We start from the raw sequence: 16,760 nt of genomic DNA, 5'->3' as shown, positions 1-16,760 counted from the left end.
ATGAGCTGCTCGCGCCCCGTCTATCACGAGTGTTCGGCGCTGTCAGGGACAAAGCAGCGCATCAGCGGCGATTTGATGACAGCGGAGCCGAACAAAAAAGGGAACCCGTGAACCGGATTCCCTCTTATCTGTCTCCCCGTCGGACTGGCCGACTTAGTATTGTGAGCAGACGTTACGAGAGGCGCGCCAACGGGTCAACAGCTATCGCAGGTTTTTTCGACTCTCGGGGGCAATTGATTGGAGATGCACGATTTTTGACCGTCGGGTCGAAAAATGCCGTGCCCGAAGGCACGGCCAGTCTGACAGGGAGGAAGTGCCCCCGCAGCACCAGTTGTCTGAGGGGCAATAAAGACTATCGCAGGCAAAGGTTAACTTTGTATGGTTGCGGTGAGACGATGAATTTCGAGGCATAAACCAAATGGATGGAAAGATTTTCCTGGGCGGCGGCGGCCCGGACTATGGCGTGGCGCAGGGGCTGGACCTGAAATATGCCAACCGGCACGGGCTGATCGCGGGCGCCACCGGCACCGGCAAGACGGTGACGCTGCAAATCCTGGCGCAGGGCTTTGCCGAGGCCGGCGTGCCGGTGTTTCTGGCCGATGTCAAAGGTGACCTGTCGGGCATGGCCAAACCGGGGTCGGCCAATCACAAGCTGCATGCAGCCTTTACCTCGCGCGCCGAAAAGATCGGTCTGACCGACTATGCCTATCGCGCCTGTCCGGTGACCTTTTGGGACCTGTTCGGCGAACAGGGGCATCCGGTGCGCACCACCGTGGCCGAGATGGGGCCGCTGTTGCTGTCGCAACTGCTGGAGCTGACCGAGGCGCAGGAAGGCATTCTGAACATCGCCTTCCGGCTGTCGGACGAGGAGGGGCTGCCGCTGCTTGACCTCAAGGATCTTCAGGCGCTGCTGGTCTGGATCGGCGAGAATGGCAAGTCGCTGTCGCTGCGCTATGGCAATATCTCGACCGCCTCGGTGGGGGCGATCCAGCGTCGCCTTTTGGTGATCGAGAACCAGGGCGGCGCGCGCCTGTTCGGGGAACCGGCGCTGGATCTGGCCGACATGATGCGGGTCGACGATCAGGGGCGCGGCATGGTCAACATCCTGGCCGCCGATACGCTGATGGCCTCGCCGCGGCTCTACTCGACCTTCCTGCTCTGGCTGCTCAGTGAACTGTTCGAGGAACTGCCCGAGGTGGGCGACCCCGAGAAGCCGAAACTGGTGTTCTTCTTTGACGAGGCACATCTGCTCTTTGACGGCGCGCCCAAGGCGCTGGTGGACAAGGTGGAACAGGTGGCGCGCCTGATCCGCTCCAAGGGGGTGGGGGTCTATTTCATCACCCAGAACCCGGCGGATGTACCCGAGGATGTGCTGGGCCAGTTGGGCAACCGCATCCAGCACGCGCTGCGCGCCTTTACCGCGCGCGACCGCAAGAACCTGCGGCTGGCCGCCGAGACCTATCGCGAGAACCCCGCATTCGACACCGAAGAGGCGATCCGCGAGGTGGGCGTGGGCGAGGCAGTGACCTCGATGCTGATGAAGAAGGGCGTGCCAGGGGTGGTGGAACGCACCCTGATCCGCCCGCCCTCGTCGCAACTGGGCCCGATCACCCCGGCCGAGCGCAAGGCGATTCTGACCACATCGGAGATGGCGGGAAAATACGACACGCCGCTGGATCGCAAATCGGCCTTCGAGATCCTGGCGAAACGGGCCGAGGAGGCCGCGAAAGAGGCCGAACAGGCCGAGGAGCGCGCCGAGGAGGCCAGCCCCTGGGAGCGCGAATACAACTCGGCCCGCCGCTATTCCGGCAGCCGGGTGGGCCGCTCGACCGCGCGCCAGACCAGCAGCCGGCGGCGCAGCGAGGACACGCTGACCAGCGCCATGGGCGAGGCGGTGATCAAGGAACTGAAAGGCACCACCGGCCGCCGCATCGTGCGTGGCATCCTGGGCAGCCTGTTCAAGGGGCGGTGAGTGTCTTGACGCGGGATATGGGCTGAAGCCCATGCCTCCGGCGGGGATATTTGGAGCAAGAGGAAGGGGCGCGTCGCGCCAGAGAAGAAAGGCCGCGTCCGGGTGGGGCGCGGCCTTTCTGGATGTTACTTCTCCGGGATCAGGCCGCGTGGGCTGAACCTGAGCACCAGGAGCAGGATGATCCCCATGGTCAGGAGCCGCATATGGGCGGCGCTGTCGATCAGGTGCGATTTCAATGCGCTGCCCTCGGCCATGCCGCTGGTGATCACCTGCATCAGGAAAAGGCCCAGAGGCTCGACCTGAACCCAGAGGAACCAGATCAGCATCGCGCCCAGCACGGCGCCGAAATTGTTGCCCGAGCCGCCCACGATCACCATCACCCAGATCAGGAAGGTAAACCGCAGCGGCTGATAAGTGCCCGGTGTCAGCTGCCCGTCAAGCGTGGTCATCATCGCACCGGCGATGCCGCAGACCGCCGATCCCAGAACGAAGATTTGCAGGTGTCTGCGGGTGACGTCCTTGCCCATCGCCTCGGCCGCGACCTCGTTGTCGCGAATGGCCCGCATCATCCGGCCCCAGGGGCTTTTGAGCGCCATCTGCGCCATCCAGAGAAGAACCAGCAGCACCACCATGAACAGGACAGAGTAGCCCAGTTTCACATAGAGGGTAGAGGCGGTGACCGGGTCGATGCCCAGCGACGCGGCGCTTTCGACGAATCCGGCATCGTTTTGCAGGTCGATCTCGTAAGGCACCGGGCGGGGCAGGCCGATCACGTTCTTGACCCCGCGCGCCAGCCAGTCCTCGTTCTTCATCACCGCGATTATGATCTCGGCAATGCCCAGCGTGGCGATGGCCAGATAGTCCGAGCGCAGACCCAGCGCCGTCTTGCCGATCAGCCAGGCCGCGCCTGCGGCCAAGAGACCACCTGCGGGCCAGGCCAGCAACACGGGCAGACCGAGGCCACCGATATTGCCCGCCGCGGCCGGGTTGATTGCCTCGACCGCCATCACGTTGGGGTCAAACACCGCGCGATAGAGGACAAAGCCCAGCACCAGCACCGCCAGCATCGCCAGATTACGCCCGCGTCCCTTGGGCATGTGTCGTGATACCAGAACGGCGGCCACCACGGTGGCAGCACCAAGAAGCAGCGCCAGCACGATGCCGAAGCCGCCCGCGCTCCACGCCTCGGGCGAAAGCGGCTCGGCCACCAGCACCACGGCCAGGCCACCCAGCGCGACAAAGCCCATAACCCCCACGTTGAAAAGCCCGGCAAAGCCCCATTGCAGGTTCACCCCGATCGCCATGATGGCCGAGATCAGCCCCATGTTGACGATCAGGATGGCCGAGTTCCAGCTCTGCATGAAACCGGTGATCACGACCAGCACGGCGACGCCCAGAAACAGGGCGGTGTTCTTCACTGTCTCGGTCATACCGCTTTCCCCTTGAAGAGGCCCGTAGGCTTGAACAGCAGCACGATCAGCAGGATGACGAAGCTGACCGCGAATTTGTAATCGGTGCTCAGAAGCTGCAGCAACCCGTCGGGTGACATGCCCTCGGGCGCCAGATAGCCCAGCACCTTTTTCCACGCATAGGTCACCGTCACCTCGGAAAAGGCGATGACGAAGCCGCCCGCGATGGCGCCCAGCGGGCTGCCCAGACCGCCCACGATGGCCGAGGCAAAGATGGGCAGCAGAAGCTGGAAATAGACAAAGGGCTTGAAGCTTTTGTCCAGGCCGTAGAGCACACCCGCCGTGGTGGCCAGCGCCGCCACGATGAGCCAGGTGTACATGACCACGCGCTCTGGGTTGATGCCAGAGAGCAGCGCCAGATCCTCGTTATCGGAATAGGCGCGCATGGATTTTCCTGTGCGGGTCCGGTTCAGGAACCAGAACAGAAGCGCCACGCAGATCACCGCCACAACCACGGTCAGCGCCTGGGTGGTCTTGATCGCCAGCCCTTCGTCCAGCCCGGTCATCTTCTTGAAATCACGGGCCGAGATCAGGAAGCGGGTGCCATCGGCAAAGTTCTGGTCATTGGGGCCGATGATGAAACGCACCAGCCCGTTCATGATGAACATGACGCCCATCGAGACGATGACCAGGATCACCGGTTTCGCCTTTTGCTCGCGGTAAAAGCGATAGACCGCGCGGTCGGTGACCAGAACCAGCGCCATGCAGCCCAGGATGCCGAAGGGCAGCGCCAGAAGCGCGGTGGGCAGCGGACCAAGGTGAATGCCATGCGATTGCATCCACCAGGTCACCAGCACGGTGATCATGGCGCCGAACGCCATGGTGTCGCCATGGGCAAAGTTCGAGAACCGCAGGATGCCATAGATCAGCGTGACGCCCAGCGCACCCAGCGCCAGCTGGCTGCCATAGGCGATCGCGGGGATCAGGACAAAGTTAGAAAGCGCCACAAGGGCGTTGAGGATTTCCATGTCTCAGCCCCCCAGGAAGGATTTGCGGACTTCGGGATCTTCGAGCAGTTCCTTGCCGGTGCCGGTAAAGGCGTTGCGGCCCTGAACCAGCACATATCCCTTGTCGGCGATGGCCAGCGCCTGCTTGGCGTTCTGCTCGACCATCAGGATCGGCAGGCCGGTGCGGCTGACCTCGATGATGCGGTCGAAAAGCTCGTCCATCACAATGGGGCTGACGCCTGCGGTGGGTTCGTCCAGCATCAGCACCTTGGGCTTGGTCATCAGCGCCCGGCCCACGGCGACCTGCTGGCGCTGGCCGCCTGACAGCTCTCCGGCGGCCTGATAGCGTTTCTCGCGCAGGATCGGGAACAGGTCATAGACCTGTTCCATGGTCTCGCGGATATCGTCGCGGCGGATGAAGGCGCCCATTTCCAGGTTCTCTTCGACCGTCATCGAGGTGAAGATGTTGTTGGTCTGGGGCACGAAACCCATGCCCTTGACCACCCGGTCCTGCGGCGTGAGCTTGGTGATGTCCTCGCCATCCAGCCGGACCGAGCCGGAACGGACGTCGAGCATGCCGAACACCGCCTTCATCGCGGTCGACTTGCCGGCGCCGTTGGGGCCGACGATCACGGCGATCTCACCCGGGTTCACCGCGATGGTGCATTCATGCAGGATATCGGGCCCCTTGCCGTAACCGCCGGTCATGGTGTCGCCGATCAGAAAGGGACCGCCATCGACCTTGGTCGTGGGGCCGCTCTTGCGATGGGCGGGGGTCATGGTGCCCATGCCCTTGGTGTTGGTGATCGAGGCATCCTTGTTGCCGCGACCGTCCTGATAGGGATTGTCGCTCATGCGTCCGCCTCCAGCTGTGCCTTGTTCTTCAGGCCGGTGCCCAGATAGGCCTCGATCACCTGTTCATTGGCCTTGATCTCGTCAAGCGTGCCTTGAGCCAGAACCTTGCCCTCGGCCATGCAGATGACGGGATCACAGATCTTGCCGATGAAATCCATGTCATGCTCGATCACGACAAAGGTATAACCGCGTTCCTTGTTCAGCCGCAGGATGGTGTCGGCGATGGTCATCAACAGGGTCCGGTTCACCCCGGCGCCGACCTCGTCCAGGAACACGATCTTGGCATCCACCATCATGGTGCGGCCCAGTTCCAGCAGCTTTTTCTGCCCGCCCGAGACCTGGCCCGCCTTGTGGTCGGCCAGATGTTCGATGGTCAGGAACTCCAGCACCTCGTCGGCCTTGGCACGCAGGGCGCGTTCCTGATCGGCAATCCGCTTGCGCCCGAACCAGGTGTTCCACAGCGTCTCGCCCGACTGGCCGCCCGGTACCATCATCAGGTTCTCGCGGCAGGTCATCGAGCTGAATTCATGCGCGATCTGAAAGGTCCTGAGCAGGCCCTTGTGGAACAGCTCGTGCGGCGGCAGGCCGGTGATATCCTCGCCATCCATGGTGACCTTGCCGCTGGTTGGCGGCAGGACGCCGGCGATCACGTTGAACAGGGTGGTCTTACCGGCTCCGTTCGGTCCGATCAGACCGGTGACAGAGCCCTTGGCGATTTCCAGCGTCGCACCATCGACGGCATGGAATCCGCCGAAGTGCTTGTGCACGTCTTCGACGACGATCATGTGTTCCCCCGGGACCGCTTGTTTTCTGCGGCCTTGTTGGTTGTTGCCTCATCCCCCGAAAAGAGGTGCGGCCTTTTGTCATTGAAACAGCCCGGACACAAGGCCCGGGCTGTTCAGTCTCATCTCATCGCGGGGCGATCAACGGTACTTGGCCGTGGTGATCTTGCCGCCTTCGATGGTGATCTGGCGGTAGTTGCCGGCGCTTTCGCCGGGTCCGATCAGCTCGACTGCGGTGGCGCCGACATAGTCGACCTCGCCGCCGTCCTTGATGATCTGAAGCGCCTTGGCCAGTTCGCCGGGATAGATCTTCTCGCCCGGTGCGTTGGCCACATCCATGATCTTGCCCTTGTAGTCGCCCGAGTCCTTGGAGTTGGCCGCCTGCATGGCCAGCATGATCAGGGCCGCCGCGTCATAGGACTCCGGGGTAAAGGGCGAGGTGGAATCGAACGCGCCGCCCACCATTTCCGAGAACTTGGCCACGCCCGGGCTGTCGGTGCCGGGGTGCTGGCCGCTCGATCCTTCGATCTCGTCGCCGAAATTCTCTTCGAGCTTGGCGCCGATCATGCCGTCGGGGAAGTGGAAGGTGTCGAACGCGCCCGAGTCGATGGCCGAGCGCACGATGCCCGAACCGCCCTGATCAACGTAACCGGCAACCACCAGACGGTCGCCGCCAGCAGCCGCCAGTGCGCCCACTTCGGCCGAATAGTCGGCCTTGCCGTCCTCATGCGCGGCCGAGATGGTCACGGTGCCACCTGCCGCCTCGAATGCGGCCTGGAAGCTGTCGGCCAGACCCTTGCCATAGTCGTTGTTGGTATAGGTCAGCGCGACTTCCTTGATGCCTTCTTCCATCAGCACTTCGGTCATCACGACACCCTGGCGGGCATCCGAGGGCGCGGTGCGGAAGAACAGGCCGTTATCCTCGGCGGTCGACAGCGCGGGCGAGGTGGCCGAGGGCGAAATCATCACGACGCCGTTCGGCACGGCAACGTTGGACAGGATCGCACCGGTCACGCCCGAACAGTCGGCGCCCATGATGCCGTCGACCTTGTCCGAGGTCACCAGACGTTCGGCGGCAGCGGTGGCGGCGGCGGCATCGACGCAGGTCGAGTCGGCGCGGACCGAGGTCACGGTGGCCCCATCCAGCAGCAGGCCCGAATCGGTGACTTCCTTCATCGCCAGTTCGGCGCCATCGGCCATCGAGGGGGTCAGCGATTCGATCGGGCCGGTAAAGCCCAGAATCACGCCGATCTTCACCTCTTTGGCATGACCACCGGCAAAGGCCGCGCTCGCCATCAGGGCAGAGGCCGCAGTGGCCGTGAGAAGCTTTTTCATGTGTTACTCCCTTGTTGGAACGTAATCGTTCTGACGAAACCCTAGGCAAGCTGTCGCCAAAAGAAAAGTCCTAACGAAAAAGTGGTTTGGTGCCGGAAATCATGGATGTTTTGCTTGCCCTGGTCTTGAATTGAGACTGGGCGGACGGGAGGAAACGGCATGACAATCGTACAACTTGGCAGCGTGATTCTGACGATCGCGAGCCTGCTCGCCTCGGGGCAGGCCAGGGCCGAACTGTCCTCGCGGGCGGGGCCGCTCAGGATCGAAGCCATGGTAGAAGGGCTGAGGTCGCCCTGGGCGGTGGCACCGCTGCCTGACGGCGGATTTCTTGTCACCGAGCGGGACGGTGTGTTGGTGCATGTCGCACAGGGCCACAAGAACGAGGTTGCCGGCGTGCCTCGGGTGCGGGTCGCGGGGCAGGGCGGTTTGCTTGATATCACCCTCGCCCGCGATTTCACCCGCAACCGGCGGCTTTACCTCACCTTTGCGCAGCCGCAGTCTGGGGGCGGTGCCGGAACGGCGGTGGCGGTCGCGCGGCTGTCCGAGGACAACCGTCGCCTGACCGGCCTTCGCCAGATCTATCAGGTTCCACCGGGCGGGCAGGGCGGCCGCCATTTCGGCAGCCGGGTCGTCGAGGCGCCGGATGGTACGCTGTTCGTCACCCTGGGCGATCGCGGCGACGACGCCAGCGCACAGGATCCGACCAACCCGCAAGGATCGGTCATCCGCATCAATCCCGACGGCAGCATTCCCTCCGACAATCCCTTTGTGGGACAAAGCGGTATCCGGCCCGAGATCTGGTCACTGGGGCACCGAAATCCGCAAGGCGCGGGTCTGGATGCACAAGGGCGGCTCTGGACCTCGGAACATGGCGCGCGCGGCGGTGACGAGGTGAACCAGATCCGGCCCGGTGCCAATTACGGCTGGCCGGTGATCTCTTATGGCCGCCACTATTCAGGGGCCAAGATCGGTGAAGGCACCCACAAGGCGGGGATGGAACAGCCGCAATTCCATTGGGATCCGTCAATCGCCCCGTCTGGCCTGCTGGTCTATTCCGGCGCGCTCTGGCCGGATTGGGCCGGTGACATCTTTGTCGGGTCGCTGAAATTCGACCATATTGTCAGGCTGACCGGCAGCCCGCTGCGCGAAGCCGAGCGGATCGAGGGCCCCGAGACCGAGCGCGTCCGCGACATCGTCGAGGCGCCCGACGGCACGATCTGGTTCATCTCCGAAGGCCGGGGCGCGGTTTATCGCGTGGCGCCGGGGGGTTAGTCCCTGCTCGCCGCTTCTTTCGAGTGTCTTTCATTTGGCGCGAACGCGCCCTGGTGTCGAAAACACAAACCTCTGGCTGGCAGCGGCGACACAAGCCGCGCGTGATGCTAGACCGACAGCCGCGCGCTTTGCGCGCCGCGTTCGCGATAGGGCGTGGTGTTGTAATGCGCGCGGTAGCATTTCGAGAAATGGCTGGGCGAGGCAAAGCCGCAGGCCAGTGCCACGTTTATCACGCTCATATCCGTCTGCATCAGCAGGTTGCGCGCCTTTTGCAGCCTGAGTTCCATGTAATAGCGCTTGGGGCTGCGGCTGAGATAGCGGCGGAACAGCCGTTCCAACTGGCGGGTGGACATGCCCACATCCTTGGCCAGCAGCGCGGGCGAGATCGGCTCTTCGATATTGCGCTCCATCATCTGGATGACCTGGCTCAACTTTGGGTGGCGCACGCCGATGCGGGTGGGGGTGGACAGGCGCTGGGTGTCCTGGTCGGTACGGATCGAGGAATAGATCAGCTGATCGGCCACCGCATTGGCCAGTTCCTCACCATGGGCATTGGCGATGAGTTTCAGCATCAGGTCGATCGAGGCGGTGCCACCCGCCGTGGTTATGCGCGGCCCGTCGATGACAAAGACCGACTTGGTCAGCGTGACCTCTTCGAATTCCTCGATGAAACTGTCCTGGTTTTCCCAGTGGATGGTGGCGCGCTTGCCGTCCAGCAGACCGGCCTTGGCCAGGGTGTAGCCGGCGGTGCAGAGCCCGCCGATCACCGGACCGCGCCGCGCCTCGCGCCGGAGCCAGCTGACCACCTTTTTCGTGGTGGCTTTCTGCACATCGATGCCGCCGCAGACCAGCACCACATCCTCGCGCCGCAGTTCGTCCAGATCGCCGTCGAGCTTGAACACCGTGCCGTTGGAACAGGTGGCCGAGGCACCGCCTTCGCCCACGACGGACCATTCATACAGCTGCTGTCCCGCCATCCGGTTGGCGATGCGCAACGCCTCGACAGCGCAGGCGAAACACAACATCGTGAACTGGTCGAGCAGGACAAAGACAAACCTCTGCGGCTTCTTCTGGCCGGTATCCACTCTGACAACTTGGCGTTGCTCTTTCATGCGCGCGTTCCTTGGCTTATGTGACGCTACGTCGGGGGCGTCTGCGCTGGGTTGTCATTCACATTGCTCAGAGCTTGTTTGCGACGTCAAGAGGCGCAAATCTGATATGGTCTCTGCCCGGGTCATTTTGTATAGAGGCCCCCTGTGAATATCCTTGCGGAGATGAGAGCGATGAGCGAGTGGCAAAAATCGACCTGGCGCGCGAAACCGCGGGTCCAGATGCCCGATTATACCGATCAGGCCGAACTGGCCCGTGTCGAGGCGCAGCTTTCCCAGTATCCGCCCTTGGTCTTTGCCGGCGAGGCGCGGCGGCTGAAACGGCATCTGGGCGCAGCCGGGCGCGGCGAGGCCTTTCTGCTGCAGGGCGGCGATTGCGCCGAGAGCTTCGAGCAATTCAGCGCTGACGGCATCCGCGACACGTTCAAGGTGATGCTGCAAATGGCGATGGTGCTGACCTTCGGCGCCAAGGTGCCGGTGGTCAAGGTGGGACGCATGGCGGGTCAGTTCGCCAAGCCGCGCAGCGCGCCGACCGAGGTGGTCGATGGCGTGGAACTGCCCAGCTATCGCGGTGATATCATCAACGAGCTGGCCTTTACCCCCGAGGCGCGTATCCCCAACCCGCAGAAGATGCTGCAGGCCTATACCCAGGCGGCGGCGACGCTGAACCTGTTGCGCGCCTTTTCGACCGGCGGTTTCGCCGACATGAACCGGGTGCATTCCTGGACGCTGGGCTTTACCGACGAACAGGATGTGCAGAAATACTCCGAGATCGCCGACCGCATCCAGGACACGATCGACTTCATGGGCGCGGCGGGCATCACCGCCGATACCACGCATCAGTTCTCGACGGTCGAGTTTTACACCAGCCACGAGGGGCTGCTGCTGGAATACGAAGAGGCGCTGACGCGGCTCGATTCGACTTCGGGCAACTGGCTAGCGGGCTCGGGCCACATGATCTGGATCGGCGACCGGACCCGGCAGCCGGACGGCGCGCATGTGGAATTCTGCCGCGGCGTGCTGAACCCGATCGGCTTGAAATGCGGGCCGACCACCACCGCCGAGGATCTCAAGGTGCTGATGGCCAAGCTGAACCCCGAGAACGAAGAGGGCCGGCTGACCCTGATCGCGCGCTTTGGCGCGGGCAAGGTCGCAGATCACCTGCCGCGCCTCGTTCAGGCGGTGCGTGAAGAAGGCGCCAAGGTGACCTGGGTTTGCGACCCGATGCATGGCAACACGATTAAATCAGCCTCGGGCTACAAGACTCGCCCATTCGAATCCGTGCTGCGCGAGGTACGTGACTTCTTTGCTGTGCATCAGACAGAAGGTACCGTGCCCGGTGGCGTACATTTCGAAATGACCGGGAAGGACGTAACCGAATGCACTGGAGGTGTTAGGGCCGTAACCGACGAGGATCTGAGCGCCCGTTATCACACCGCCTGCGATCCGCGCCTGAACGCCAGCCAGTCGCTGGAACTGGCCTTTCTCGTGGCCGAGGAACTGACCCGGCTGCGCGCCGATCAGCGCCGCCGCGCCGCGAGCTGAAGCAGTATCAGACTTTAGACAAAGTGGCCCGGGGCATCGTCCCGGGCCATTTCCGTTGTGACCCCGAGTTTTTCCTTCAATCCTCGGGCAGAACCAGGCGCAACTGCGGCTTGCCGCCCGCAAATCCCGTGCGTGGTTCGGCAAACCCCACAGTTTCAGCAGTCCCAGAGACCTGTTCCTTTGCCGTGTCCGCTGCCGCAGGAAGGTCGCGCAGGGTCGATCCGGCGATCTCGAAGCGGCGCCCGCCAGTGCCCAGCGGCCCATCCGAGATCATGATACCCAAGGCCCGGCTGACATCGCCGAAATCGCTTTGCAGCGGCAAGAGGATCATCCGCGCCTCGACCCGAGGAGCGGTGAACCGCCGTTCCGCGTTCAGCGTCATTTCGGCGATGGCCGGCGTGTCGAAGACATGTTCCAGCGTGGCGCCGATCTCGGACCGGGCACCGGCGGTGAAAAACGCGGTCAGCGGCATGCCGCGCACCTCCATCCCGGCAATCTCGCTCAGATGGCTGCCGGCCAGGCGGAACCGGGCGATACCGGGTGCAATCCGTTCCAGGATGAACGTGTATTCCAGGATGTTTTCCAGCCCGCGCGGGTCGATGTCCGAGCGTCGCGGCACCCCGTCACCGTCGCGCAGGGCCGCCCAATAGGCTTCGGCCTGCCGAAGCGGCGACACGGTACGTCCGCTGCGAAACCGGTCCATCGAGATCACATTCCCCGCGCTGTCCCCGGTACCCGGCCGGGATCTGCTACCAAAAAAAGCCTTCATCACCGTTACCCTGTTGCTCGTCGCTCTCCTGCCTTGGCTCGCGTCCTGCAGGGCAAGGGCTGAGCTTAAGACAGGTTACCTAAACGTTAACCTGCCACGGGTTGCCCCAATCTTGGACCTATTTCTTAACGAATGGTTAACCGGGTAAAACTTGACGAAAATCCGGCCGGGTCTTGCTCAAGGGGCGGGCTTGGCATTAGGTGCGGGGGCATTTCCGGCTGGACCGGACCCACCAGAGAGGGCAGCGATGATCAGATCCATGACCGGTTTCGCCTCGGCGCGCGGCGAATTGGCGCCGTTCAGCTGGAGCTGGGAGCTGCGCAGCGTGAATGCCAAGGGGCTGGATCTGCGCCTGCGTGTGCCCGAATGGCTCGAAGGTCTGGAGACCGCGATCCGCGCCGATCTGGGCAAGGCGCTGACGCGCGGCAGCGTGACGCTCAGCCTGCGGCTGAGCCGGGGCGAGGAGGGCGCGGCGCTGTCTCTGAACCCCGCAGCGCTGGCGGCGGTACTGGAGGCGCTGTCGGAGGTCGAGGACCAGGCGATGGCGCGCGGCATGACGCTGGCGCCCTCGCGCGCGGCCGATCTGCTGGCGCTGCGCGGTGTGCTGGAGGCCGGTGGCGGCGGCGACGATCCGGCCCCGCTGGTGAAACGGCTGAAGGCCGAACTGGGTCCGCTGATCGCCGCATTCCTGCAAATGCGCGAGACCGAAGGCAAGGCGCTGGCCCAAATTCTGCAAAACAACCTGACCCGTGTCGCGGAACTGACCGCGCAGGCGGCGGATCTGGCCGAGGCGCGCAAACCGCTGGTGGCCGAAACCCTGCGCGCCAATCTGGCCCGTGTGCTGGGCAACAGCGACGGCGCCGATCCCGACCGGGTGGCGCAGGAACTGGCCCTGCTCGCCGTCAAGGCCGACGTGACCGAGGAACTGGACCGCCTGCACGCCCATATCAAGGCCGCCCGCGACCTGCTGGCCAAAGGCGGCGCGGTGGGCCGCAAGCTGGATTTCCTGATGCAGGAATTCAATCGAGAGGCGAACACACTCTGTTCAAAGTCACAAAACGCTGATCTGACCGGGGTAGGGTTGGAGCTGAAGGCGGTGATCGACCAGATGCGCGAGCAGGTGCAGAATGTGGAATAAAGACAGGAAGCAAGACAGATGACAGACCGCCGTGGCCTCTTGATCATTCTCTCCTCCCCCTCGGGCGCGGGAAAATCCACGCTCGCACGCCGGTTGATGGCCTGGGATCCCGGTCTGAAATTCTCGGTCTCGGCCACCACCCGCGCGCCGCGGCCGGGAGAGGAACATGGCCGCGAATACTATTTCCTCAGCGAAGAGCAGTTCAAGGGACAGGTGCGGCGCGGCGAGATGTTGGAACATGCCCATGTGTTCGGCAATTTCTATGGCTCACCCGCAGGCCCCGTGCGCGACACGATCGAGGCCGGGCAGGACGTGCTGTTCGACGTCGACTGGCAGGGCGAGATCCAGATCCGCAACTCGGACCTGGGCAAGCATGCGCTGTCGATCTTCATCCTGCCACCGTCGATCAAGGAGTTGCGCCGCAGGCTGGAAAGCCGGGGCCAGGACAGCGCCGAGGTGATCTCGCGCCGGATGCTCAAAAGCTGGGACGAGATCAGCCATTGGGGCTATTACGATTATGTCCTGATCAACGACGATCTGGACGCCACCGAGGAACGGCTGAAAACCATTGTCAGCGCCGAGCGGATGCGCCGCATCCAGCAACCGGCGCTGCAGGAACATGTGCGCAAGCTGCAAAGCGAATTCGAGGACCTGTCATGACCATCTATGCCCTGGGCGAACACCGCCCCGAAATCCATCCCGACACCTGGGTCGCCCCCGATGCCAACCTGATCGGCAAGGTGGTGCTGGAAGAGGGCGCCTCGGTCTGGTTCGGCTGCACCATCCGCGCCGATCACGAAGAGATCCGGATCGGGCAGGGAACCAATGTGCAGGAGAACTGCGTCATGCATATCGACGCGGGCTATCCCCTGACCATCGGGGCGAATTGCACCATCGGCCACAAGGTCATGCTGCACGGCTGCACCATCGGGGAAAACTCGCTGATCGGCATGGGCGCGACGGTGCTGAACGGCGCCAGGATCGGCCGCAACTGCCTGATCGGGGCGGGGGCGCTGATCACCGAGAACAAGGAAATCCCCGACAACTCGCTGGTGATGGGAGCGCCCGGCAAGGTGGTGCGCCAGCTGGACGAGGCCGCTGTGGCCCGCATCGCCTGGAGCGCCAAGCACTATCAGGACAATATGCGCCGGTTCCGCGACACGATGGTCGCGGTCGACTGATCCCGACCGCTGCCATGAGCGACGCACTGAACCATGATTTCCTGGCCGCGATGCCGCTGGCGGCCCTGCTGGTCGATCAGTCTGAACGCATCATCGCCGCCAATACCGAGGCGCAGACGCTGTTGGGTCAGCAGATCGTCGGGCGGCACTATGCCACCATCCTGCGCCAGCCGCAGGTGATCGAGGCAATCGAGCGCTCCCTGCGCGACAAGGGCGCCAGCCGCAGCCGCCATCTGGCCAACGACGGCGCACAGGACACCACGTTCGAGGTGACCTGCCGCTATGTGAACGGGATCGGCGCGGTGGCGGGCGGCGCGGTGCTGGTCAGCTTTACCGACGTCACCCCGATGGAGCAGGCAGGGCAGATGCGGCGCGATTTCGTCGCCAATGTCAGTCACGAGCTGCGCACGCCGCTGACCGCGATCATGGGCTTCATCGAAACCCTGCGCGGCCCGGCGCGCAACGACCCCGCAGCCCAGGACCGTTTCCTGGGCATCATGGAGCAGGAGGCGGGCCGGATGAACCGGCTGGTGGGTGACCTGCTGTCACTCAACCGGGTCGAAAGCGAAGAGCGGATCCGCCCCCGTGGTGCGGTGGATCTAACGGCGCAGATCGCCTCGACCCTCAATTCGCTGCGCCCGCTGGCAACCGAGGCAGGGGTCGAACTGCACAGCACCGGCCCTGAAACGCCGGTCAACGTGACCGGGGACGAGGACCAGATCCGCCAGGTCCTGACCAACCTGATCGAGAACGCGATCAAATATGGCGGCAGCGGTGGCGAGGTGCGCGTTACCCTCAGCGAGGCCGAGCGTGATCCCGCGGTGCGCGGCCCCGCCGCCCGTATCCAGGTGTCGGACAAAGGCGCAGGTATCGATCCGGTCCACCTGCCGCGCCTGACCGAGCGCTTCTATCGCGCCGACAGCCACCGCTCGCGGCAGAAGGGCGGCACCGGGCTGGGGCTGGCCATCGTCAAGCATATCGTCAACCGCCATCGTGGCCGGATGCGGGTGGAAAGCACGCTTGGCAGCGGTACCACCTTTACCGTGATTCTGCCGAAATAGCGCCAATCCAGGCGCCGGGACGGTCATCGCCGATAGCCCGCGGCTGTCATGCGGCCTTTACATGGCTGTCATGCAAACTTGCCGTCACAAATCCGGGCTTTGTCATATCCCTGTTACATAGCCGTCACAAAAGCCTCATGCGCGACCCCTAGAAGTCGGCCAAGGTCATCATGGGGATGATCGCTAGATTACCGCTGTCAAGGAGACTGCAATGTCCTTTGTGAAACTGTCCGCTTCGGCCCTGGCAATTGCTGCTGTTTCGGCCACCGCTGCCGCTGCACGTGATCAGGTCCAGGTGGCCGGGTCTTCGACCGTTCTGCCCTACGCCTCGATCGTCGCCGAAGCCTTTGGCGAAAACTTCGACTTCCCGACTCCGGTTGTGGAATCGGGCGGCTCGTCCGCTGGCCTCAAGCGCTTCTGCGAGGGTGTGGGCGAAAACACCATCGACGTGGCCAATGCCTCGCGCAAGATCAAGGACAAGGAAATCGCCGCCTGTGCCGAGAACGGCGTGACCGACATCATCGAGGTCCGCATCGGCTATGACGGCATCGTGTTTGCCAGCGACATCGCCGGCAACGGGTTCGAATTCACTCCGGCCGACTGGTTCCTGGCCCTGTCCGACAAGATCCTGGTCGACGGCCAGCTGGTCGACAACCCCAACAGCACCTGGGCCGACGTGAACGCCGCCTTCCCGGCGCAGCCGATCCAGGCCTTCATCCCGGGCACCAAGCACGGCACCCGCGAAGTGTTCGAAGAAAAGGTGATCCTGGCAGGTTGCGAGGAAACAGGTGCCTTCGAAGCCTTCAAGGCCGCCAATGGCGACGACAAGAAAGCCGCCGAGAAAGCTTGTATCGCGCTGCGCACCGACGGTGTGTCGGTTGATATCGACGGCGACTATACCGAAACGCTGGCCCGCATCGAATCGAACAAGGACGGCATCGGCGTCTTTGGCCTGGCCTTCTACGAGAACAACACCGACAAGCTGCAAGTGGCGACCATGTCGGGCGTCGTCCCCTCGACCGAGAGCATCGCAACCGGTGAATACCCGGTGTCGCGCCCGCTCTACTTCTACGTCAAGAAGGCGCATATCGGCGTGATCCCCGGCCTCAAGGAATATGCCGAATTCTTCATCGCCGACGAGATCGCAGGCCCCGATGGCCCGCTGGCCGAATATGGCCTGGTCTCGGACCCGGAACTGGTCGAGACTCAGGAAGCCGTGGCTGACGAAAAGGTCATGGGCGGCAACTCCTAAGGGTTGACCCAGATCGTGATACCCGCCGGGGCGACAATGTTCGCCCCGGCTTTTGATCCTCAGATGACGGACG

General features: G+C 63.5%; 15 protein-coding genes. 8 read left to right on the top strand and 7 right to left on the bottom strand.

Features of this window, described 5'->3' with window-relative positions; all coding sequences use genetic code 11:
- Window positions 1-418: 418 nt before the first annotated feature.
- Entirely contained in the window at window positions 419-1,972 is a 1,554-nt protein-coding gene (locus AC2FNY_RS01725; RefSeq protein ID WP_496801444.1) for a helicase HerA-like domain-containing protein, read from the top strand.
- A 125-nt stretch (window positions 1,973-2,097) separates the two neighbouring features.
- On the opposite strand, the gene AC2FNY_RS01720 is transcribed toward AC2FNY_RS01725, so the two are convergent.
- The 5 genes from AC2FNY_RS01720 to AC2FNY_RS01700 form a co-directional block, all read right to left on the bottom strand.
- Complete coding sequence (locus AC2FNY_RS01720; protein WP_234166596.1) at window positions 2,098-3,402, bottom strand: branched-chain amino acid ABC transporter permease; 1,305 nt, start codon at window positions 3,400-3,402, stop codon at window positions 2,098-2,100.
- On the bottom strand, window positions 3,399-4,409 hold the full coding sequence (locus tag AC2FNY_RS01715; protein ID WP_234166595.1) for a branched-chain amino acid ABC transporter permease: 1,011 nt from the start codon (window positions 4,407-4,409) through the stop codon (window positions 3,399-3,401). The genes AC2FNY_RS01720 and AC2FNY_RS01715 overlap by 4 nt, the downstream gene beginning before the upstream one ends.
- Window positions 4,410-4,412: 3 nt before the next feature.
- Window positions 4,413-5,243, bottom strand: coding sequence for an ABC transporter ATP-binding protein (locus tag AC2FNY_RS01710; RefSeq protein WP_234136707.1), 831 nt, complete (start codon window positions 5,241-5,243; stop codon window positions 4,413-4,415).
- Window positions 5,240-6,028 (bottom strand): ABC transporter ATP-binding protein, encoded by a 789-nt coding sequence (locus tag AC2FNY_RS01705; protein WP_496801443.1) that lies wholly within the window; start codon window positions 6,026-6,028, stop codon window positions 5,240-5,242. Before AC2FNY_RS01705 ends, AC2FNY_RS01710 begins: the two co-directional genes overlap by 4 nt.
- A 138-nt stretch (window positions 6,029-6,166) precedes the next feature.
- Complete coding sequence (locus tag AC2FNY_RS01700; RefSeq protein ID WP_234175742.1) at window positions 6,167-7,360, bottom strand: ABC transporter substrate-binding protein; 1,194 nt, start codon at window positions 7,358-7,360, stop codon at window positions 6,167-6,169.
- A 159-nt stretch (window positions 7,361-7,519) separates the two neighbouring features.
- Here AC2FNY_RS01700 and AC2FNY_RS01695 point away from each other — a divergent pair, with 159 nt between their 5' ends.
- Window positions 7,520-8,632, top strand: coding sequence for a PQQ-dependent sugar dehydrogenase (locus AC2FNY_RS01695; protein WP_496801442.1), 1,113 nt, complete (start codon window positions 7,520-7,522; stop codon window positions 8,630-8,632).
- Window positions 8,633-8,739: 107 nt separating this feature from the next.
- Here the strand turns inward: AC2FNY_RS01695 and AC2FNY_RS01690 are convergent, their stop codons facing one another.
- Entirely contained in the window at window positions 8,740-9,744 is a 1,005-nt protein-coding gene (locus tag AC2FNY_RS01690) for a GlxA family transcriptional regulator (protein ID WP_234136711.1), read from the bottom strand.
- Between the two features lie 171 nt (window positions 9,745-9,915).
- On the opposite strand from AC2FNY_RS01690, the gene AC2FNY_RS01685 reads away from it, so the two are divergent.
- Window positions 9,916-11,286 carry a class II 3-deoxy-7-phosphoheptulonate synthase gene (locus tag AC2FNY_RS01685; RefSeq protein ID WP_234136712.1) on the top strand — a complete coding sequence of 457 codons (1,371 nt, stop codon included), beginning with the start codon at window positions 9,916-9,918 and terminating at the stop codon, window positions 11,284-11,286.
- A 76-nt stretch (window positions 11,287-11,362) separates the two neighbouring features.
- On the opposite strand, the gene AC2FNY_RS01680 is transcribed toward AC2FNY_RS01685, so the two are convergent.
- Window positions 11,363-12,055 (bottom strand): PAS domain-containing protein, encoded by a 693-nt coding sequence (locus AC2FNY_RS01680; protein ID WP_496801441.1) that lies wholly within the window; start codon window positions 12,053-12,055, stop codon window positions 11,363-11,365.
- Window positions 12,056-12,302: 247 nt separating this feature from the next.
- On the opposite strand from AC2FNY_RS01680, the gene AC2FNY_RS01675 reads away from it, so the two are divergent.
- The 5 genes from AC2FNY_RS01675 (at window position 12,303) to AC2FNY_RS01655 (ending at window position 16,687) form a co-directional block, all read left to right on the top strand.
- The gene (locus AC2FNY_RS01675) at window positions 12,303-13,193 is read left to right on the top strand and encodes a YicC/YloC family endoribonuclease (protein ID WP_234136714.1); all 891 of its coding nucleotides are present in this window, start codon (window positions 12,303-12,305) and stop codon (window positions 13,191-13,193) included.
- 18 nt (window positions 13,194-13,211) lie between these two features.
- Entirely contained in the window at window positions 13,212-13,853 is a 642-nt protein-coding gene (gmk, locus tag AC2FNY_RS01670) for a guanylate kinase (protein ID WP_234136715.1), read from the top strand.
- Complete coding sequence (locus AC2FNY_RS01665; protein ID WP_496801440.1) at window positions 13,850-14,374, top strand: gamma carbonic anhydrase family protein; 525 nt, start codon at window positions 13,850-13,852, stop codon at window positions 14,372-14,374. The genes gmk and AC2FNY_RS01665 overlap by 4 nt, the downstream gene beginning before the upstream one ends.
- 14 nt (window positions 14,375-14,388) lie before the next feature.
- Window positions 14,389-15,435: a sensor histidine kinase gene (locus AC2FNY_RS01660; protein ID WP_496801439.1), complete on the top strand. Its 1,047-nt coding sequence runs from the start codon at window positions 14,389-14,391 to the stop codon at window positions 15,433-15,435.
- A gap of 211 nt (window positions 15,436-15,646) precedes the next feature.
- Window positions 15,647-16,687: a substrate-binding domain-containing protein gene (locus AC2FNY_RS01655; protein WP_496801438.1), complete on the top strand. Its 1,041-nt coding sequence runs from the start codon at window positions 15,647-15,649 to the stop codon at window positions 16,685-16,687.
- The last annotated feature ends 73 nt before the right edge of the window (window positions 16,688-16,760 follow it).

It is taken from the genome of Ruegeria sp. BHSC223, from assembly GCF_059613025.1.
This window is presented reverse-complemented; position numbering and strand designations above follow the sequence as displayed.

Bases quoted from the DNA above. Each gene is read 5' to 3' on its own strand.
- AC2FNY_RS01725 (WP_496801444.1), top strand. From the start codon at position 419: ATGGATGGAAAGATTTTCCTGGGCGGCGGCGGCCCGGACTATGGCGTG.
- AC2FNY_RS01720 (WP_234166596.1), bottom strand. From the start codon at position 3,402: ATGACCGAGACAGTGAAGAACACCGCCCTGTTTCTGGGCGTCGCCGTG.
- AC2FNY_RS01715 (WP_234166595.1), bottom strand. From the start codon at position 4,409: ATGGAAATCCTCAACGCCCTTGTGGCGCTTTCTAACTTTGTCCTGATC.
- AC2FNY_RS01710 (WP_234136707.1), bottom strand. From the start codon at position 5,243: ATGAGCGACAATCCCTATCAGGACGGTCGCGGCAACAAGGATGCCTCG.
- AC2FNY_RS01705 (WP_496801443.1), bottom strand. From the start codon at position 6,028: ATGATCGTCGTCGAAGACGTGCACAAGCACTTCGGCGGATTCCATGCC.
- AC2FNY_RS01700 (WP_234175742.1), bottom strand. From the start codon at position 7,360: ATGAAAAAGCTTCTCACGGCCACTGCGGCCTCTGCCCTGATGGCGAGC.
- AC2FNY_RS01695 (WP_496801442.1), top strand. From the start codon at position 7,520: ATGACAATCGTACAACTTGGCAGCGTGATTCTGACGATCGCGAGCCTG.
- AC2FNY_RS01690 (WP_234136711.1), bottom strand. From the start codon at position 9,744: ATGAAAGAGCAACGCCAAGTTGTCAGAGTGGATACCGGCCAGAAGAAG.
- AC2FNY_RS01685 (WP_234136712.1), top strand. From the start codon at position 9,916: ATGAGCGAGTGGCAAAAATCGACCTGGCGCGCGAAACCGCGGGTCCAG.
- AC2FNY_RS01680 (WP_496801441.1), bottom strand. From the start codon at position 12,055: ATGAAGGCTTTTTTTGGTAGCAGATCCCGGCCGGGTACCGGGGACAGC.
- AC2FNY_RS01675 (WP_234136714.1), top strand. From the start codon at position 12,303: ATGATCAGATCCATGACCGGTTTCGCCTCGGCGCGCGGCGAATTGGCG.
- gmk (WP_234136715.1), top strand. From the start codon at position 13,212: ATGACAGACCGCCGTGGCCTCTTGATCATTCTCTCCTCCCCCTCGGGC.
- AC2FNY_RS01665 (WP_496801440.1), top strand. From the start codon at position 13,850: ATGACCATCTATGCCCTGGGCGAACACCGCCCCGAAATCCATCCCGAC.
- AC2FNY_RS01660 (WP_496801439.1), top strand. From the start codon at position 14,389: ATGAGCGACGCACTGAACCATGATTTCCTGGCCGCGATGCCGCTGGCG.
- AC2FNY_RS01655 (WP_496801438.1), top strand. From the start codon at position 15,647: ATGTCCTTTGTGAAACTGTCCGCTTCGGCCCTGGCAATTGCTGCTGTT.